Annotated in this window: 14 protein-coding genes and 1 pseudogene; 7 read left to right on the forward strand and 8 right to left on the reverse strand. The window is 59.7% G+C overall.

What is annotated here, in order from left to right:
* Positions 1-198: 198 nt before the first annotated feature.
* From C6382_RS01705 to C6382_RS01715, 3 genes are read right to left on the reverse strand one after another with little or no spacing between them, the layout of a single operon-like run.
* A complete protein-coding gene (locus C6382_RS01705; protein WP_107022814.1) occupies positions 199-3,669 on the reverse strand; it encodes a T6SS effector BTH_I2691 family protein in 3,471 nt (1,156 codons plus the stop codon).
* Complete coding sequence (locus tag C6382_RS01710; protein ID WP_107022815.1) at positions 3,666-4,547, reverse strand: DUF4123 domain-containing protein; 882 nt, start codon at positions 4,545-4,547, stop codon at positions 3,666-3,668. Before C6382_RS01710 ends, C6382_RS01705 begins: the two co-directional genes overlap by 4 nt.
* On the reverse strand, positions 4,544-6,559 hold the full coding sequence (locus C6382_RS01715; RefSeq protein ID WP_107022816.1) for a type VI secretion system tip protein VgrG: 2,016 nt from the start codon (positions 6,557-6,559) through the stop codon (positions 4,544-4,546). The genes C6382_RS01710 and C6382_RS01715 overlap by 4 nt, the downstream gene beginning before the upstream one ends.
* Positions 6,560-6,873: 314 nt before the next feature.
* Here C6382_RS01715 and C6382_RS01720 point away from each other — a divergent pair, with 314 nt between their 5' ends.
* On the forward strand, positions 6,874-7,920 hold the full coding sequence (locus tag C6382_RS01720) for a hypothetical protein (RefSeq protein WP_107022817.1): 1,047 nt from the start codon (positions 6,874-6,876) through the stop codon (positions 7,918-7,920).
* Positions 7,921-7,926: 6 nt separating this feature from the next.
* On the opposite strand, the gene C6382_RS01725 is transcribed toward C6382_RS01720, so the two are convergent.
* Complete coding sequence (locus tag C6382_RS01725) at positions 7,927-8,373, reverse strand: PACE efflux transporter (protein ID WP_107022818.1); 447 nt, start codon at positions 8,371-8,373, stop codon at positions 7,927-7,929.
* Between the two features lie 124 nt (positions 8,374-8,497).
* Between C6382_RS01725 and C6382_RS01730 the strand changes: the two genes are divergently transcribed.
* From C6382_RS01730 to C6382_RS24540, 3 genes and pseudogenes are all read left to right on the forward strand, one after another.
* Positions 8,498-9,379, forward strand: a complete 882-nt coding sequence (locus C6382_RS01730) for a LysR family transcriptional regulator (protein WP_107022819.1) — start codon at positions 8,498-8,500, stop codon at positions 9,377-9,379.
* Positions 9,380-9,546: 167 nt separating this feature from the next.
* Positions 9,547-10,578 (forward strand): annotated as a pseudogene (locus tag C6382_RS24535) (cache domain-containing protein); the annotation flags it as partial.
* A 114-nt stretch (positions 10,579-10,692) separates the two neighbouring features.
* Positions 10,693-11,433, forward strand: a complete 741-nt coding sequence (locus C6382_RS24540; protein WP_371919548.1) for a methyl-accepting chemotaxis protein — start codon at positions 10,693-10,695, stop codon at positions 11,431-11,433.
* 48 nt (positions 11,434-11,481) lie between these two features.
* Here C6382_RS24540 and C6382_RS01740 read toward each other — a convergent pair whose 3' ends face one another.
* The 3 genes from C6382_RS01740 to C6382_RS01750 all read right to left on the reverse strand — a co-directional run bounded on the left by C6382_RS01740 (position 11,482) and on the right by C6382_RS01750 (position 14,151).
* Positions 11,482-12,546: a hypothetical protein gene (locus tag C6382_RS01740; protein WP_107022821.1), complete on the reverse strand. Its 1,065-nt coding sequence runs from the start codon at positions 12,544-12,546 to the stop codon at positions 11,482-11,484.
* 75 nt (positions 12,547-12,621) lie between these two features.
* Entirely contained in the window at positions 12,622-12,999 is a 378-nt protein-coding gene (locus C6382_RS01745; RefSeq protein ID WP_107022822.1) for a RidA family protein, read from the reverse strand.
* A 21-nt stretch (positions 13,000-13,020) separates the two neighbouring features.
* Positions 13,021-14,151, reverse strand: a complete 1,131-nt coding sequence (locus tag C6382_RS01750; RefSeq protein WP_107022823.1) for an FAD-binding oxidoreductase — start codon at positions 14,149-14,151, stop codon at positions 13,021-13,023.
* Positions 14,152-14,277: 126 nt separating this feature from the next.
* Here C6382_RS01750 and C6382_RS01755 point away from each other — a divergent pair, with 126 nt between their 5' ends.
* Both C6382_RS01755 and C6382_RS01760 read left to right on the forward strand, forming a co-directional pair.
* The gene (locus C6382_RS01755; protein WP_107022824.1) at positions 14,278-14,898 is read left to right on the forward strand and encodes a helix-turn-helix domain-containing protein; all 621 of its coding nucleotides are present in this window, start codon (positions 14,278-14,280) and stop codon (positions 14,896-14,898) included.
* Positions 14,899-15,178: 280 nt separating this feature from the next.
* The gene (locus C6382_RS01760; protein ID WP_107022825.1) at positions 15,179-15,964 is read left to right on the forward strand and encodes a sulfite exporter TauE/SafE family protein; all 786 of its coding nucleotides are present in this window, start codon (positions 15,179-15,181) and stop codon (positions 15,962-15,964) included.
* A gap of 45 nt (positions 15,965-16,009) precedes the next feature.
* On the opposite strand, the gene C6382_RS01765 is transcribed toward C6382_RS01760, so the two are convergent.
* On the reverse strand, positions 16,010-16,990 hold the full coding sequence (locus C6382_RS01765; protein ID WP_107022826.1) for a hypothetical protein: 981 nt from the start codon (positions 16,988-16,990) through the stop codon (positions 16,010-16,012).
* Between the two features lie 246 nt (positions 16,991-17,236).
* On the opposite strand from C6382_RS01765, the gene C6382_RS01775 reads away from it, so the two are divergent.
* Positions 17,237-17,848 carry an alpha/beta fold hydrolase gene (locus C6382_RS01775; protein WP_107022827.1) on the forward strand — a complete coding sequence of 204 codons (612 nt, stop codon included), beginning with the start codon at positions 17,237-17,239 and terminating at the stop codon, positions 17,846-17,848.
* Positions 17,849-18,104: the final 256 nt, after the last annotated feature.

Consider the following 18,104-nt stretch of genomic DNA (forward strand, 5'->3'; position numbering starts at 1 on the left):
CCGAATACATAATGAATGCGCCCCCCAATATTAATAAAGCCATGAAAAAAAACATACCATTGGCTACAAATGTGTTGTAGTTACGCGCCCGAATCACCCAAGCCATTAACTCAGGCTCGTGCGAAAATTTCCATTGAAGCTGCGACGGCAGATCAAGGGACTTATCAAGATCAAACATTATAGTTCTCAACGATAAGTTTAATTAGGGACCATCAACTTCAATAGCTCAGTGCTTTTGTATGTCAGCACAATGCCATCCTTTTCCATCAGTTCATTGTTAAACGTATTATTGGCACGATCGGCCTCGTTCACCGCCCATTCCAGTGCCAGTCGGAACATGTAACCACGGCCATCTGACCGCTGCCGCACGTCGCGCGGGTATTTAACTTCCAACTCAAGGATCGGACTGGCCGCCGGACTGTCAATCCAGACTTGCCACAGACGATGTTGTTCCCTTGAGGTGTAAGTGAAGTCCGCTGAGCGAAGGCTATATACGGGTCCGTTGGGCAACTCTCCGAGTCGCTTCGGATCGACCCAGTTACCATCAAGAAACTGGTCGTAAAAATTATTCTCCGTGGCGTACAGCCGATCTTTAGAGAAATAGCGCTTCTCGACTATTGCTGGTTGTAAGATCAGCTCTTTGCCCGCCAGCGCTGCCGGCACCTGGATTTGTACCCAGAAGCCCAGACACTTTCTCGGGGTGCTGCCACCACCGTAATACAGAGTTCTTCCCATTACCGTGGGTCGTTGCAAGGTCTCCATCAGGGAGGTCATCTGCTTGAGATGCCCATCATCGCCCAACCATTCGGGGGTTGCCCCGCGCCCCCAACTGCAACGGTACAACCACAAGCGCAGTCCTTCGCGCTTGAAGCGGTTGGCGGCCATGGAGACCATCAAATAGGCAATTCCGAGGAGCGCTAAAGTGATAGTGACTGGCGTCGACATTACCCAGGCAAAACCGAACCAATAACCGAGGCCTGCGCCGACTAGTTGGGTCGTTGCCGCAATAGACATTCCGAAAACCACACCGAACTTTGTCCAGAGCAGCGCTTTCTCTTCCTCGCTCGTGGCGCCACCAGCATCTTCAGAAATCTGCCAAGCCTCAAGGCCCGCCGCAACAGCCCCCAACGCTGCCCAGGTCACCGTGCGTAAAATCAGACCTTTTGAAACCGTCGCAAACTCGTTTGCCACCGCAGCCTGGCTCCCCCCCGCGGAAGCGGTTTTGGTTTGCCCCAACCATTTAGAGTATCCGGCCTCAGCAACTTTCAGAGTTCTGTTACCCAACTCCGCAGCCATCCCTCCCGCCCGACTCCAGGCCGGCCCAACCCACAGCGCCGCAATGGCATTGGCTGTATACGCCGCATTTGCCCCCAACGTGCGCCATTCATCAGCGGTAAAGCGACCGTCGTTCTGCGCCTGCTTGGCGGTGTTCCAAAGGTTCCACGCGTTCAGACCGACCAGCAACGCCGGCAGGGCATTGCCCAGGTTCTGCGCCATCCAGGCTTTGGTGCGCCTCAGGTAATCCTGGGTACCGGCCAGTTTCAGTTGCGCCCTCACCTCGGCCTGCCCCAGGTCGGCGAGCCAGCCGTTGATTTGCTCCAGGCTGGCATTCAGGCGCGTGCTACCCGATGCTTGCGCGATGACCTGGTTGGGACGCTTCAGGAACAATGCTTTGAGCTGTTCTTCATAGGCTTGCAGCGATCTTCGCGCGGCGCGTTGGTCGTAAGCCGCAGCTTGGCGGAGCAATACGCCTTTGGCGCCGGCTATTTTGTTGTTCACGGTGTTCACTTGTAGCAGCCAGGTCTGGTAGTCGCGCGCATAGCTCGGATTGATGCGCAGTTGGGTAGCCGTGGCGATTTCCGTGGAGATCAACACCTGGGTGGCCGCGAGGGTGAATCCGAGCTGCTGCTTCATGGCCGGCAGCAGTATGCCGCTCAGCCCGTGCCAGGCGTCCATGGCCTGGTTGTTGGCGACTTTGACCAAGGTGCTCAGCGCTTGCCTGGCGGCACTGCTCATGGCGTTGTAGTGCTGGCTGTTTTGTAACGTCTGCAGGTCGAAGACCGCTTTGATCTCATTGGCCCGGGTGGCCATGCTGGTGACATCGGCCGCCGAGCTCGGCGTCAGCGCCGGTGCGCTGCCATCCCCTTCGCGCCCTTGGTCGTCAAGGGTTCCGTAGGTCGTGAAGTTGTGCGACACCGTTTTGATCAAGGTCGCCACTTCCGGGTTGAAGTTGAACAGCGCCAGGCCAAACAGGCTGCTCGGTCGCTCAGCTTGCTGGCACAACCACTGCTGCCCGTGCTGGCCATTGCCCAGCAGGGTGTAAAGCGCGTGAGCGGTCTCCAGCAGTTGGCTGGCTTGGTCGACGTTGCAGGTGTCGTGGTAAACAGCTTCTGCGCTGGGGCTGAGGCGATCGAGCCAGGTGAGCAGATCAGCTTCGCTACGCTGGCAATGGTCCTGCAGCCGTTGCGCCTGGGCGGAGGTCTGACTCAGGTACTGCTGTGCTTCATCAAAGCGTACGTCCTCGCGCCAAAGACGCTTGGCATTCCATTCTTCAAGGGCTGTTTGCCAATCGCCTTGAGCGGGCAGTTGCCCCCATCGGGCTTCAAACGAGGCCTTGGCGGCAGTGACTGCCGAGGCCGCGCCCAGCTCCACCATACCGTCCAGATCGGCAGAGACCAGGTCCTTGCCGCGCTCGACTTCATCCATGGCTTTGAGCAGGCGGTACAAGTCGTCGGTGCAGGCTTGGCGTTGAAGCGGGTCCTGGATCGAGTCCGGGATGAACGCATCGGTGTCAAACCCACACAACCGCTCGACGGCGACAGCGCTTTCCAGTGTGTGCTGATGCAGGTTTTCAAACCGGCTCTGTTCCATGAGCCGACCGCTGAGGTTCATGCTCAGGTCATCGACCATGGCTAACGGATCATCCAGGGCGATGAACAGCGCGGTGTCCTGTTCGGGAACCCTGCCGCGCACCAACGCCTCTTCGAACGCGGGTTTGTACGGCAGGCCAGGCTCGCTTGCGGTGGTCGGCAGCAGCGTGCTGGCGAAGGTCGGGGCTGTTGCGCCATAGACGAAAATATCCGCCACGCGGTTGCCCAGCTCGGTAATCTCGTCACCGTGCTCGGCTTTTCCGCTGGCGCAGAACGCTGGCAGATCGAGGGAGCGCATCCATTGGCGTTGTGCGGGGGCATTGCTGCGCATCAGCTCGCACATACGCCAGGTCCATTGCACCGGCGAGAAAGCGATACGCAGCTGGCTGCGGCGGGAATACAGCAGGTACGGATGGGTTTCGCCCGGGTTGTGACGAACATCCTGATTCAGCTGGCCGTCAGTCCACAGGTGCCGCGTGAAGTGTTCAGCGGTTACCTGATATTCATGGAAGGTCTGGTCGACACTGTTCCACACATAGAGCCAGCCATCGCGTAACTGGCGCAGGGTGTAGCTGCGGGTGTGCAGCTCCGGCAGTCTGCTCGACCAGCCGGCCGGAAGTGGATTCGGCCCTTGGTTACTGCCTTTGCTGAGCGGTGATTCGTCCAGTGCATAACGAACCGGAAAAATCGCCACCTGCGGGTGCCGCAAGGCACATTGGCCTCTGCCCATGGGCGCGTTGGTAAATTCCTGGTTGCGCCGGGCCTGATTCAGCTCGGCTTCTGTCGGGGGCTGGTTCATGACACTTCCTTGTTCAAGTCTAGGTGCAGACACTCGTTATCCAATTGCTGGATGCGCAGCTCTGGTGCGATTTTCAGGGCATCGGGGGTACGCGCCAGCCAGCGCTGATAGGGCGCTTGAGGACGCTGGGTAAATCCCTCCCCCCAGCGCAGGCTGCATTCAACCCAGATTGCGAGGCTGCGCTGGCTGACAAGCCCCCAGGCCTGCGCTTCATCCAGACGCTCATCGAACCAGCGGGCTAAATGGGCTTTTTCGATACGCACCAACTGCTGGGGATGACTTTGTTCAAAACGATGGTGCAGCCGTTCCATGAAGCGCCAGCGTGCGGCCTGATCGAGCGCATGTATCTGTGCTTCGCCCAACCGAGCGTGCTCATCCACCCATTCGGGCGACGGCGCCGTGCGCGCGATTGTGTGCCACTCGACGGGCTCAGCAAGCGCCCAGGAATGAGGGTTGCGCGGCAGGTGCCAGGCCTGGATCGGGCCCAGCACTGCATCCCGCTGCGCACCTTGATAACTACCTAGCCAGTAACGCGCCACCAAGGGGTCGGCAAAACGCAGCAACCCCTTGCTGCCAAGGACATCTGCTGGCGCAATGAAGCGACGCAAATGATCGGCTACGGCAATTATCGGTGCAGGGCTGTACAAAAGGCTGGCGTCGGCCTGCCCGGTAGCACGTTGGCAGGTTTCGTCGATCAGACTGGAAGAGCCGTCAATCGCCACCAATAGCGGGCCAAGGTGTTTAAGTTCCGTCCAGCGGGTTGCCAGGTACAGCGGTTCGATTTCAACCGGCTCTGCAAGGGCGTAAAGACTCGCCAGCGCATTGGGACGCAAGACACCATCGATCAGAAGGTAATTGGCTTGAGGGAAGCTACTCACTGGCCAGTTTCCTCCGCAGCCTGTTCACAGACTTCACACCATGGCTCAGGCCGCATCAGTGCCTTGCTCTGCGACACAAGCGCGAGTAGCGGTGGTGTCGATAATCCTTCGAGCATGCCGGGCAACTCCGGCGCCGCTGCGGTTCCCGCGATGGGCGCACCACCGATTTGAATCTCGGTACTGCTGAAGATGCCGCCTGGGCCTACGACGATATGCTGACCACCGCCTTTCAAGCTGATGCTGCCCCCAGCGTCTAGCACGACTTCGCGGCCCGCCTTGAGGTGCACTTGCTGACCAGACTCGATCACCAGCGTTTGCCCGACCCGGGTATGGCTGCTGTCGGCGATCTGCAGATAGTCGTTAGCCTTGAGCTCAACTTTTCGGTCAGCGCTCACCGTGCACTGATCTTCGGCCTCCAGCACCGCAATGCTGTTGCCCTTGATGGTCTCCCGGCGTTCGTTACCGACTTCCAGCTGGCTGTCGTTCTCGATCTTTTGTTCCAGGTCGCGTTGCGCACGCAGGTAGATCAGCTCCTGGCCTTTGCGGTCCTCAATCGACAGCTCGTTGTAGCCACTGCTGTCCGGCGTGCTGCGGCTGCGCAACACGGTTTTGGTCTTGTTCGCCGGCAAGGGATAGGGCACCGGTGTGCGCGTGTTCGGCACACACCCGGTAATCAACGGCTGGTCGGGGTTGCCCTCCAGGTAGGTCACCACCACTTCCATGCCGACGCGCGGGATAGTTACCGCGCCAAAGCCCACCCCGGCCCAGCTGGACGAAACCCGTAACCAGCAACTGCTCTTGTCGCTGTTGAGCTCGGCGCGGTCCCAATGAAACTCGACTTTGACCCGGCCATGCTCATCGCAGAAGATTTCTTCGCCTTCAGGCCCGGTCACACGGGCAGTCTGGCTGACCAGTCGCGATTTACGCGTGACCAACGGTGGACGGTAGAACACATCCCAGGGGATGGCGCTGAAGCTGTTGCGGTAGCCTTGGCTGAAGCCATCTTTGGGCGGGCTGTCGCTGCCGAGCGACTCCTCCAGCACCTGCGGCTGCTTGCCTTCGTGGGTGACACTGAGCAGTAGCCACAAGTCGTTGCACTGTTTACGCGGGTGTTCGCTCAGGCCGAAGAAATGACCGCTGCGCAGGCTTGGCTGGTCACTTTTGCCTTCAGCCAACTGGTAGTCGCAGCGGTGCCGTTCCAGGGCCTCGCGGGCACGTTGCTCGCCGAGTTTCTCGGTTTCGAACGGCACCGGGTAACGGTAGTCCTCAAGCGCCGGGCTGAACGCGGCACTGAACTGACTTTCCAGCAACCGGCTTGGCCGTTTCAGGTCATAGTCGCGCTGGGTGACCGTGCTGGTGCGGGTGCTCAAACGCGTGGAAAACTCGCGAATGACCGGGTGGTCTACCACCTGCCCAGAGCCTTGCTGATAGGGGGTTGCGCCGAGCTTGGGGAAAAAAGTCTGATGGTCGGTGAACACCAACTGGTGGCCATCCGGGCTGTGCTGGTGGTGCCAGGCAATGCCTTCTTCACTGCACAGCCTCATTACGAAACTGAGGTTATCCTCAGCATATTGAGTGCAGTAGTCGCGTGCGGGACGAGGGCTGACATGGAAGGTAAAGGCATCGGCCTGAATGCCATGGCCCTGAAGCACCTGGGCGACAATCTGCGGCACTGTCAGCTGCTGGAAAATCCGCTGGTTGTGGCTGAACTGCAAGTAATGCAGGGCAGGCACCAGGGTCAGCTGATAACGGGTCAGGCGTTTGCCGGCCTCGCCCACCAGCACATCTTCGATACGGCCATGAATACCTTCGCCATTCAGGCCAAACTGGAGGAACGCTGGCTGGCAGAGCAGGCTCTCCAGATCGAAGTCGGGGTACTCGCTGACCAGCTCGACCTTAATCGCATACAGGTGGCTGATGGTTTCAGTACCGTCAAAAGCCAGTACCTTGAAGTCGTGACTGACAGTAGGGATCAGTAATTCGAATTGCACGCTATGGGCCGGCGCGACCATACGTTTGTCCTTAAACGGGGAAAGGAAACCACGCGCTGCCCAAGACGATGAGCAGGCGCAAACACCCGGAAAAGCTACCAAGCGCGGCAAAAAATTGATGTCAGACGTTTCCGAAAATGCATTTGCACTTGCAGATTTTCGACTGGTAGCTCACAAAAAGCTCGCAGAGCAAGCTCCACAGGCGACCTCGAGTGCGGACCACGGCATAAGCAGTACTTGGTCGGTCTTATCAGGCTTCGATGTCCCCCCACCTATACTGAAATCACCAAGGTATCAAACCCGCAAAACATCCCGTCGCAAGGGGGGTAGCGCTTGTGACCCCCCGTTCATTTCTCAGTTTCCTGCTCATCCTCCTGCTCGCCCTGGGCGGCTGCGCCTCGCGAGAAAAGGCCGTCGAGCCCCCTCCCGTACAACTGAGCCCCGCCACCTGGGAGCAGATCGACCGGGAAATCATCGACGCCTCACTGGCCAGTACCAGCTCAGTCAATGACTACGCCCGGCGCTCCATGCGCGTGTGGAAGGACCGCGTGCAGCAGTTTACCGAAAGCGATTTCATTCCCTGGTTCACCGGCTACTGGACCCAGCAATGGCTGACCATGAAAGTAGCCTGGTACAAGTTGAACAGCGGCGAAGGCAGGGAGCCGCCGGAGAAGCGCCTGGCCCTTTACCTGCAGGAGCAGTATCACCGCCGGGTGCTCGATCAGGTGGCCAAGGAGATCGACCCCGAAGGCATTCGCAATCGCGCCATGGAGTTGTACCTTCAGTTGCTCAACCAGCAATTGCAACAGATTGCCCAGCGCTACCGGGCACCGCCCGAGCAGTTCAATCTGCGGCTGACGCGGATTCAGGCGATCAACCTGGGCCCCCCTGCGGCGCGCAACGCCTCGCTCTACCAACTGCTGTACAGCAAGTCGCTGGCCGAGCAACCGGCGTATGCAACATTGGTCGGGCACATGCACAGCGCTGTGCGCGCCGGCACTCAGCGCTCCGATGTCGGCCTGTCAACGGTAGCGCAACAGGCCAGCGAAAAGCTCGGTGCAACCCTGGCGCCGCGTGGCATCGCCAGCGCTGTAGCAAGTGCCGTAGGCCGCGTTGCGGGCACCCTGATCTCGGTGGCTGCGGCCGGTTACGGTGTCGTCAGCCACAATCAGGAACAACCCGCCATGGTCGAGCAACTGCGGGTGATCCTCAATGTGGCGCTCAACGAGGAATGGCGTGAGCTCATAGACAACCGCAAGAGCGGCGTCATGGCCGGGGTGTACTACTTGTCCGGCGAGATCGAGGAAGACCTGCTCGGTGCCCGGCGCCTGCCGGATGAAACTGAGAGCGGCTCGTTGCGCATCGTTCTGCCGGCGCAGTAACTCGCCTCAGGCAGCGACACGGTTGTCGCCCACAGCCTGGGCCGACGTCGGCAATCCGAAAATGCGATCGAACAGCCAGTTGTAGAGGAACGTGTAGCAAGGAATCAGGATGATGAAAGCCAGGTCCACCAGGAACGCTTCGACCAGGCTCATGTCCAGCCACCAGGCAATCAACGGAATCAGGTAGACCACCAGAGTCAACTGAAAGCCGATGGCATGGACGACACGCCGGGCAACGCTGCGCCCACGCTTGGCCTGGCGGCTTTCCCAGTACTCGAACAGGGTGTTGTAGATAAAGTTCCAGGCCATGGCGATGGTGGTGATCATCACCGCCAACGGCCCGGTATTACTCGGCGCCGTGTCCGACAGATAGGCCAGCCCCAGGGTCGACATGCACAGGCCAATCACTTCGTAGGCAGTCACGTATACCAGTTTGCGTTTTACACCTTGCACCGTATTTCCTCAGTTGCATCATCAAACGCCGCCTATCCAGGCCGCAGAAAGGCGCAAGAATGCGTCAATCTTCTTGACAGAAAAAGTAAGCAGCTATCAGATTGACTGATAGGAGATTGCTCTTTTGAATTTTTCCAGCGACAACATCGAATTGTTCCTCGCCGTGCTTGACCGCGGCTCATTCTCTGCCGCTGCCCGCGCCTTGGGCCGGGTGCCTTCGGCCGTGAGCATGGCAGTCGGCAACCTTGAGGCCGAATTGGGCTACGTCCTGTTCGAACGCAGCCACCGGGATACCCGGCCCACCGCACGGGCCCTGGCGCTGGAACCCCATGCGCGGATGATCGCGGCGCAACTGGGACAGTTACAGGTGCATGCCCTGGAATTGTCCCAAGGACTGGAAAGCACCCTGGCCATCAGCGTGGTACCGGACATTGACCACGGCCCGCTGCTAACCGCGATCAAGACCATCAGCGAGCGCTATCCGCTGCTGGAGATCGAGGTGCTCAGCGCCCCTCAGGAAGAGGCGCTGCAATTGCTGCACAGCGGCCGGGTCAGCCTGTGCCTGGCATTTGCCGGATTGGCGGTCGATCCACAGCAACGTTTCCAGAATGTCGGTATGGAGTCGCTGGTGGCGACCATCTCGCCGCAGCACCCTGCCCTGCAACGCCAACCTCGGCAGATTGCCTACCTCGAAGACCTGGTCAATGTCCGGCAGATCCTGGTGGCCAGTCGCGACCTGCCGATCAGCGACACCCGTGCCCTGATCGGCAAGGCCCACTGGCGTACCGACAGCCTGAGCATGGCCCTGGAGATGGTCGAAGCAGGCCTGGGCTGGGGTGACTTTCCACTGTCGCGGGTGGCCCCGCTGCTTGAGGCCGGGCGTCTGCTGCGCCTGGATTTCAAGAACACCCGCAACGAACTGCAGTTGCCGGTGCATGCGTTCTGGCGCCACAAACAGCCGCTGCAAAAGGCGGCACAGGAACTGGTCAAGCGTCTCGGCGTCTAGCGCCACAAACCGCAGGCTAAAGCCTCGGGTAGGAAAAACCTGTCAGCCCCTGCGGCAATCTACCTTTCAATTTTTCACCGTTATGGCCGATAGCCGTGTGGATAGGTACGAGCACTGGCCAAAAGCACCGCTCGGCACTCCTCCTTACTGGCACAAGGTATCGGAACATGAACCTGAAATTTCGCCACAAGATCCTGCTGTGCGCCTGCGGCGTCGTGGTTCTGGCATTTGCTTTGTTCACCCTCTACAACGACTATCTGCAACGCAACACCATCCGACAGAACATCGAGTCGTCGGTCAAGCAAGCCGGCGCACTGACCGCCAGCAGCGTGCAGAACTGGATGAGCGGCCGGATTCTGGTGTTGGAAAACCTCGCCCAGGACGTTGCCCACCAAGGTGCCAATGCCGATTTCCCGGGACTGGTCGACCAGCCTTCGCTCACCAATAACTTCCAGTTCACCTACGTCGGCCAGGCCAACGGTGTGTTCACCCAGCGCCCGGATGCGAAGATGCCTGACGGCTATGACCCGCGCCAACGCCCCTGGTACACCGCCGCCGTCGCCGCCAACCAGCCCATGCTGACCCCGCCGTACATGGCCGCCGTCGGTGGACTGGTAGTCACCATTGGCATGCCGGTCAAGAGCAAGACCAACGGTGAACTGCTGGGTGTGGTCGGTGGCGACCTGAGCCTGGCATCCCTGGTCGACATCATCAACGCCGTGGACTTCGGCGGTATCGGCCATGCTTTCCTGGTCGACCGCAACGGCCAGGTGATCGTCAGCCCGGACAAAAACCAGGTGATGAAGACCCTCAAGGACATTTATTCAGGCAGCAACCTGCAAGTGACCCCAGGCATTCATGACGCGACCCTGGACGGTCAGCAGCGCATCATCTCCTTTGCTCCAGTCAGTGGCCTGCCGTCGGCCGACTGGTACATCGGCTTGTCGATCGACAAAGACAAGGCCTACGCTCCTCTCAGCCAGTTCCGTACTTCGGCCATCATCGCCATGCTCATCGCCGTGGCGGCCATTGCTGGCCTGCTTGGCCTGCTGATTCCGGTTCTGATGCGTCCGCTGACCACCATGGGCCGCGCCATGCAGGACATCGCCCAAGGCGAAGGCGACCTGACTCGCCGTCTGGTCGTGGAGAACAAGGACGAATTCGGCGAACTGGCTGCTGCCTTCAACCAGTTCGTCGAACGTATTCACGCCTCGATTGCCGAAGTGTCCTCGGCCACTCGTCAGGTGCATGACCTTTCCGAGCGGGTGATGAGCGCGTCGAACGCCTCGATCATCGGCTCGGAAGAGCAGAGCATGCGCACCAACAGCGTGGCTGCGGCCATCAATGAACTGGGCGCCGCCACCCAGGAAATCGCCCGCAACGCCGCCGATGCTTCGCAGCACGCGAGCGGCGCCAGCGAACAGGCCAACGACGGCCGCCAGGTGGTGGAAGCAACCATCTCGGCGATGACTGCGCTGTCGCAGAAGATCAGCGAATCCTGCGAACAGATCGAAACCCTCAACGCCAGCACCGACGACATCGGGCAGATCCTTGACGTGATCAAGGGTATCTCCCAGCAGACCAACCTGCTGGCTCTGAACGCCGCCATCGAAGCCGCCCGTGCCGGGGAAGCCGGACGTGGATTTGCCGTGGTCGCCGACGAAGTGCGCAACCTGGCGCACCGCACCCAGGAATCGGCCGAAGAAATCCACAAAATGATCACCACCCTGCAGGTCGGCTCGCGCGAGGCGGTGCACAACATGAACGCCAGCCAGGTATCGAGCGAGGAAAGCGTGATGGTCGCCAACCAGGCCGGTGAACGCCTGAGCAGCGTGACCCAGCGTATCGGCGAAATCGACGGCATGAACCAGTCAGTGGCGGCAGCGACCGAGGAACAGACCGCCGTGGTCGAAAGCCTGAACCTGGACATCATCCAGATCAACGTGCTGAACCAGCAAGGCGTAGCCAACCTCAATGACACCCTGCGTCACTGCGATGCCCTGGCCCAACAGGCCGGACGTCTCAAGCAACTGGTCGACAGCTTCAAGATCTGACCCTACACCTGGCGAGGGCAGACACTGTCCTCGCCAGGTGTCTGTTAACTACACCACCACCGCGCGCTTGACCCGCCCCATGCGCATCCAGCCGATCAGCACCGCCAGCATCACCACAAAGCCCAGGTATCCAAAGAGCGGATAGACCTGACCAACCAGGCTGATAAAGCCGATCAGGCTACAGATAAACGCCGCCACCCCCGCCCCCACTGCGCCCAGACGAAAACGGCGCGTACCCGCCGGCAACAGCCGCGCCAGAAACGAATAGAGCATGCCCACGGCAGTATTGACGATCATGCCGAAGATGATCACGCACATGATCACACCCAGCGCCGGGGAAATTTCGCTGGCAATCGACAGCATCGGCATCGGCAAATCGGCCACCGTGTCCAAGCGCGAGAGCAACCCGGCGCTGATCACCAGCATCAAGCCGCCCAGGCCCGCGCCACCGAGAATGCCACCCCAGAGCGCAGTTTTCTCCAGGCGTGCCGAACCACCGAGAATCGCCAGCATCGGTGCCCCGGCCACAACGTTGTACGACACATAGAGGAAAGCCCCCAGCAACCAGTGGCTCGCTCCTGCCTCCTGCTGATTGGCGATCTGGTCCAGAGCGGTGAAACTCAAGTCGCGGGTGAACACTGCATACAACGCGATAGCACAGGCTGCGAGGATCAGAAAAGGCGTGACGGCGCCGATCAGCACGATGACCTTGTGTATATCCAGACAGACCACAGCCACCACCAGCAGGGTCACCAGCACACTGCCGGTCAGCGCCGGGATACCGAACTGCTGCTCAAGCAACGCACCGCCACCGGCGAGCATCACCACCGTCACCCCGAACATGAAGAAGGTGATCAACAGATCGACAAACAGCCCCAAGTAGCGCCCGCAGATGGCATACACCACATCCTTGTGGGAAGCAGCCTGCAGACGGTTGCCCAGACCAGCCAGGGCCATGCCGAGAAAAGTGAACAGCGCCGCACTGACCAGGGTGCCGAGCAGCCCCCAGAGGCCGAAGTTGACGAAAAACAGCATTAACTCCCGCCCTGAGGCGAAACCTGCACCCACGATAACGCCGATAAAGGCGCCTGCAATTTTCAGCTGTTCTTTCATCTTGAACCCTCTGGCATCTATGGCCCTGGTCAGGCCTTGTTGTTTTTACCCAGTACCGCGCAGGCGTGTGCGACCTCAGTGGTGACCGATCCAGGCCTGTACTTCGATCTCCACATCCACGCCCAGTGCAAGACCGGCGCTCACTGTCGAGCGCACGGGAAAGCCATTGGCGAAGAAGTTTTTGTAGACCTCGTTGAATCCGGCGAAATGCGCCATGTCGGACAGCCATACTGTGGCCTTGACCACCTGTTCGAACCCTGCGCCGCACTCGGCCAGGGTTTCGCCGATACGCTCCAGGGTGGCTTGGGTCTGGGTCTGGATGTCGCCACGTACCACTTCGCCTGCGGCGTTCATGGGGACCTGACCGGAAAGAAACAAAAAGCCCCCGACCTTGACGGCCTTGGAAAACGGAAACGGCAGGTGGCTGGGAATACGTTGAATCGTCGAGTTCATGACAATGTCCTTTGAGGGGGATTAACGAAAACGCGCCGGTGACAAGCGTTGCGGCTCGACACCTTCGCGCTGCAAGGAAGCGGGAAGTGCCTGATCCAGCAGCAACGCACAGGCCAGTTGCGAGACACCGGCCGCCGACTGGATGCCATAGCCGCCCTGGGCCGCCAGCCAGAAAAACGCCGGCGTGTGGGGATCGCGGCCAATGACCAGATCGCCATCGGCGACGAATGAACGCAGCCCGGCCCAGATGTGACTGGGACGACGGATCGTCAGCGTGGTCAGGGCTTCGATGTTGTAGATACCGATCGCCACGTCCAACTCTTCGGGCATTACATCCTGGGGTTCGACCGGATCGGCATTGGCCGGCGAGCCGAGCAACTGCCCAGCGTCGGGTTTGAAATAGAAACTCTCATCCACCCCGATCACTGCCGGCCACTGTGCAAACGCCTGGTCTTGTGGCCCTTCGAAGGTAAAAGCGCTGCGTCGGCAAGGCTGCAAGCCAACAGGCTGCACACCACAGACCGCGGCAACCCGATCTGCCCAGGCGCCCGCCGCGTTAACCAACTGTCGGGCCTGCACCACGCAGCCGTCAGCCAGGTGCAGATGCCAGAGGCCTTCGGCAAAGGCCCCCTCAACCAGCTCGGCATTGCAGCGCAGCTCGCCGCCCGCCTGACGAAAGCCACGCAAGAAGCCCTGATGCAAAGCGTGTACATCAAGGTCCATGGCACCCGGCTCATGGAACGCGCCTGCAATAGCTTCGCCCCTCAGGCTCGGTACCATCGCCAACGCTGCCTCAGGGTCAAGCAAATGGACCTCGGTGCCGTTGGCCAGATTCTGGGCATAACTGCTGGCCAGCAGATCCTGCTGATCGAGACTGGCGACATACAGGCACCCTCGCGGCTCAAGCAAGCGATGCTCGCAGAACCCCGCTGGAGGCGACTCGTAGAACGCCCGACTAGCCCGGGTCAAAGCCTGGATCTGCGGGGTGCCGTAAGCCTCCATGAACATCGCCGCCGAGCGCCCGGTGGCGTGATAGCCGGGCTGCGACTCGCGCTCCAGCAGCAACACACGGTGCTGGCCGGCCAGTCGGTACCCCAAGGAAGCACCCGCAATACCGGCGCCAATGATCACGCTGTCGAATATCTGCGTCATAACCTTGCCATTGCCTGATGAGGTAATCGAAATTATCACTTATGAGAATTCTAATATATGAGAATTTCAGAATACGCAAGCGGCCACGGTAAGATGCCTAACCGTTATTCCTGACCGAGATCCTTGATGAGTGACCGCTCCCCTGCCGCCGACCGCCCTGGCACGCAGCCCCCGATCGACCGCACAGAAGTCGGCGCCCGCCTGCGGACCGTGCGCAAAAGTCAGCAACTGACCCTCAAGCAGTTGTCAGAACGCTCCGGGGTGCCGGTCTCGACCTTGTCGAAAATGGAGCTGGCGCAGGTATCGGTGAGTTACGAAAAACTCGCCGCAGCGGCGCGGGCGCTGAATGTCGACATCGCCCAGTTGTTTCGCTCGGCAGAAATGGGAGACGCCCCGGCATCGACCACTGTGGTAGTCCATTCGCTGCCTTCAACGCCGGGTTACAGCACCGGAACCTATGACTACCACTTGATTGCCGGAGAGTTTCCCGAGCGGCTGATGACCCCGATGTACGCGCGGATCATCGCCCGCGAGCGGCAGCAGTTCGATGAGTTCATTCGTCACCCCGGGCAAGAGTTTGCCCTGGTGCTCAGTGGGCGGGTACGGATTGAGTTCGAAACCGGTGAGGCAGTCAGCATCGGCGCGCAGGAGACGGCTTATTTCAACAGCAATGTCGGCCACATCTACCTGTCGGAGAGTGAGGATGGGGGTGATGCACAGGTGATGGTGGTGATGACGGATCGGTGATGGGTATGCTCAAAACTGCGTACCTCGCAGCAAGCAGGAACGAAGCGAATCTTGCCCTGGAACCTGATCTGCTTTTGGTCTTGATCCAGCTGCCATAAGGGCGCAAAGGTGATTCAGCGCCACCGTGGCAACCGGATGCCCGCACAAATCGCAAAGCCCCACCCTCTCAGCACCAAAACGTCCCAGTTATAACCTAATAACGAACTAGTCTATTTGGCTATAAAAAAACCTTTATGCTGGCTGCCATCCGATCACGGGCATGTGGGCGATTAGGTAGATTATGGATGTAGGTTCTTTCGGCTTCACCATTGCAGGCCTCATCGTAGGTTTCATCGTCGGCATGACCGGCGTCGGCGGCGGTTCATTGATGACCCCTATCCTGCTCTGGTTCGGTATCAGCCCGGCCACCGCAGTGGGCACCGACCTGTTGTACGCCGCCATCACCAAAGCCAGCGGCGTCTGGGTCCACAGCAAAAACAAAAACATCGACTGGAAAATCACCGGCTGGCTAACCCTGGGCAGCGTCCCGGCCGCCGCCGCAACCCTGTGGTTCCTCAGCACCCTGGACACCGACACCCAAGCCGCCAACGCCGTGATCAAGCAAGGCCTGGCCGTCGTCCTGGTACTCACCGCCCTGGCCATTCTGTTCAAAAGCAAACTGCAAGCTTTCGCCAGCAAACACGCTGGCGACCGCTATCACCTGAGCGGTACCAGTCTCAACCTGCTGACCGTGATCACCGGCATCCTGCTCGGCGTCATGGTGTCGCTGACCTCCATCGGGGCTGGCGCTCTGGGTACTGTTGCGCTGTTCCTGCTCTACCCCTACCTGGTCACCCGCCGCCTGGTCGGCACCGAGATTGCCCACGCCGTGCCCCTGACGCTGGTCGCCGGCCTGGGCCACGCCAGCATGGGCAACATGGACTGGTCACTGCTGGGCTATCTGCTGCTGGGCTCGCTGCCGGGCATCTACCTGGGCAGCCACCTGACCGGACGCATCTCCGACAGCGTCCTGCGCCCTTGCCTGGCCGGCATGCTGCTGATGATCGGTTACAAGCTGGCGTTCTGAAGACCCGGAACCAGGCACTTCCCCCTTGACTCAGGTACCGCGTATTCAAAAATATGCATCCTGAGCCCTGGCGTTTCTGATTCGCTGATCTCGCGTCGTCTCGATCTGAGTGGCTGACTGCAGTGAGCATACCTGTTCATCAAAGCGATAACCGCCCTCCACCGGTCGAGCGACCACTACCGCGCCTTTTGCCAACAAAGCCAGTCGCGTGCCAGGTGGCAGCCCGGTCATGGCGCAATCTTCAGGGCGCAGATGGAAGGAGGCATACACCAATGCCTCGTGAAGCACTGTGCGAAGCCTGGCATTAACCACCTCTGAAAATGCCAGCAGAATCACAGCCGTGTAGATCACACCGATGACGCAGGATGCCTGCAGCCACTGACGCTTGTGCCAGGTCAAGCTTGGAATGTAGAGACCCCGGCAGATGGCTGTCGCCCGATTACGCCTCACTTGTTGCTTGAACCCGGGTGCGGTCATCCCATAAATCAGGGCGCCGACGAACATCACCAAGGCCATCAGCAAACTCGTGGACAGATACCAGAGGTAAACCAGGTAGATGAATGTCAGTGTTTTCTGCGCGACAGGAAATTGTCCTGGATCGACACGGGTCTGCCCAAGGATAAAAGCGTCGGCTTCTGCACTGGCTATCAGCCCCGCCCCCACCGTCAGCAATGCGGCCAACACGGTTAACCAGCCCTTGTGTCGTGCGTAGCGCTCAACCAATCGAAGCAATCGAACGACGAGAACAATGGAGCTCAAGCTCAAGAGCGCAAACAACCCCCTCGCCAGGTTTTTGTCGACCGAGCTGCCCCACCAATCAAGCATCATCATGGCTTGCAGGATGGCCACACAGACCAAGATGACTGCCGCCAGATAGTCATCGATGTCCCAACCCCTCACGCTGAAATTCAACTTCCAGCGCAAATGTCGATTCTGGGTCCGGACAAACAGTGAACGATGAGTGAAGCGATCCACACAATAGACGCCCCCTGCAAATAGCACATAGAGCGCAACATATCCCCACATCAGCCTTGATTCTCCTATCCTGGATGCGCACGGCGGCCTGGCATTCGAAACGGTCTATCCTAGCGGAAAGCCACTGGGGCCTTGAAGAACCGTCAGAAATCCAGGGCAATAAGGCACAGATCGAGGCCGCTTTCCACGCCACCCTGGCAAGGGCGCCAGGTCTTAACCTTTACCGGTAACCAACGCATACTTGAGCGCCATTCGGCATCCTGCCGTCCTTGAAACCGCATATGTACAGAGGTCCTGGTGACTGCCCTACCCTCCAGACTGATCTTCCTTCCCGGCGCCTCAGGCAACACCGATTTCTGGCGCCCGGCAGCCCAATCTCTTGCCTACCCTGCAGCACAGTTGCACATCGGCTGGCCCGGTTTCGGTCCCACACCAGCGGATTCAGGCGTGAACAGCATGGACGACCTGGTAACCCGCCTGCTCCCCGATATCGACCAACCGACTGCACTGATCGCGCAATCGATGGGCGGTATCGTCGCGGTGCTTACCGCGCTGCAAAGACCTGAGCGGATAACCCACCTGGTGCTTAGCGTCACCTCCGGCGGGGTCAACATGCCAGCCCTCGGTGCACAGGATTGGCGCCCGGCGTTCGCAGACGAGTTCCCGAGTGTGCCGCGCTGGTTCATCGACGATCACAGCGACCTCAGCGAGCGCTTGGCCGAGCTGCAGATGCCGGTGTTGCTGCTGTGGGGGGACAATGATCCGATCAGCCCGGTCAGGGTGGGGGAGCACCTTGCACGGCTACTACCGTGTGCAAGCCTGCATGTTCTAGAAGGCGCGGGCCATGACCTGGGGTTCAGTCATGCCGCAGAAGTAGCGAAGCTGATTGATCGTCATTTACTTGGCTAGCACCTGATCCCCGCTCTGTCAGCACAGCACGGCCAACGCTCTGGGCCTGGCGCCACTCCAGCGTGGCGCCAATGCTGGATTGATGCTATTTTCCTGCCAGCCCTTGTCCCCCGATTTTCCAGCCGTTTGATCCGTGGCCACGGGCTACTGTGCCGCCCTTAGTCAGCAGGAGGCGATCGCTTAAGGGGCCCAAGCGTTTCAGAATTAATACCGCACAGGTCAAATAAACATGACATTGATTAGGATGAACACGCGA

Origin of the sequence: Pseudomonas sp. BBP2017, assembly GCF_003024385.1 — a bacterium.
Classification (GTDB): domain Bacteria; phylum Pseudomonadota; class Gammaproteobacteria; order Pseudomonadales; family Pseudomonadaceae; genus Aquipseudomonas.

Excerpts from the sequence above, each read along its gene's own strand:
- C6382_RS01715 (WP_107022816.1), bottom strand. The coding sequence starts at position 6,559 with ATGGTCGCGCCGGCCCATAGCGTGCAATTCGAATTACTGATCCCTACT.
- C6382_RS01765 (WP_107022826.1), bottom strand. The coding sequence starts at position 16,990 with ATGTGGGGATATGTTGCGCTCTATGTGCTATTTGCAGGGGGCGTCTAT.
- C6382_RS01705 (WP_107022814.1), bottom strand. The coding sequence starts at position 3,669 with ATGAACCAGCCCCCGACAGAAGCCGAGCTGAATCAGGCCCGGCGCAAC.
- C6382_RS01745 (WP_107022822.1), bottom strand. The coding sequence starts at position 12,999 with ATGAACTCGACGATTCAACGTATTCCCAGCCACCTGCCGTTTCCGTTT.
- C6382_RS01755 (WP_107022824.1), top strand. The coding sequence starts at position 14,278 with ATGAGTGACCGCTCCCCTGCCGCCGACCGCCCTGGCACGCAGCCCCCG.
- C6382_RS01750 (WP_107022823.1), bottom strand. The coding sequence starts at position 14,151 with ATGACGCAGATATTCGACAGCGTGATCATTGGCGCCGGTATTGCGGGT.
- C6382_RS01740 (WP_107022821.1), bottom strand. The coding sequence starts at position 12,546 with ATGAAAGAACAGCTGAAAATTGCAGGCGCCTTTATCGGCGTTATCGTG.
- C6382_RS24540 (WP_371919548.1), top strand. The coding sequence starts at position 10,693 with ATGCGCACCAACAGCGTGGCTGCGGCCATCAATGAACTGGGCGCCGCC.
- C6382_RS01760 (WP_107022825.1), top strand. The coding sequence starts at position 15,179 with ATGGATGTAGGTTCTTTCGGCTTCACCATTGCAGGCCTCATCGTAGGT.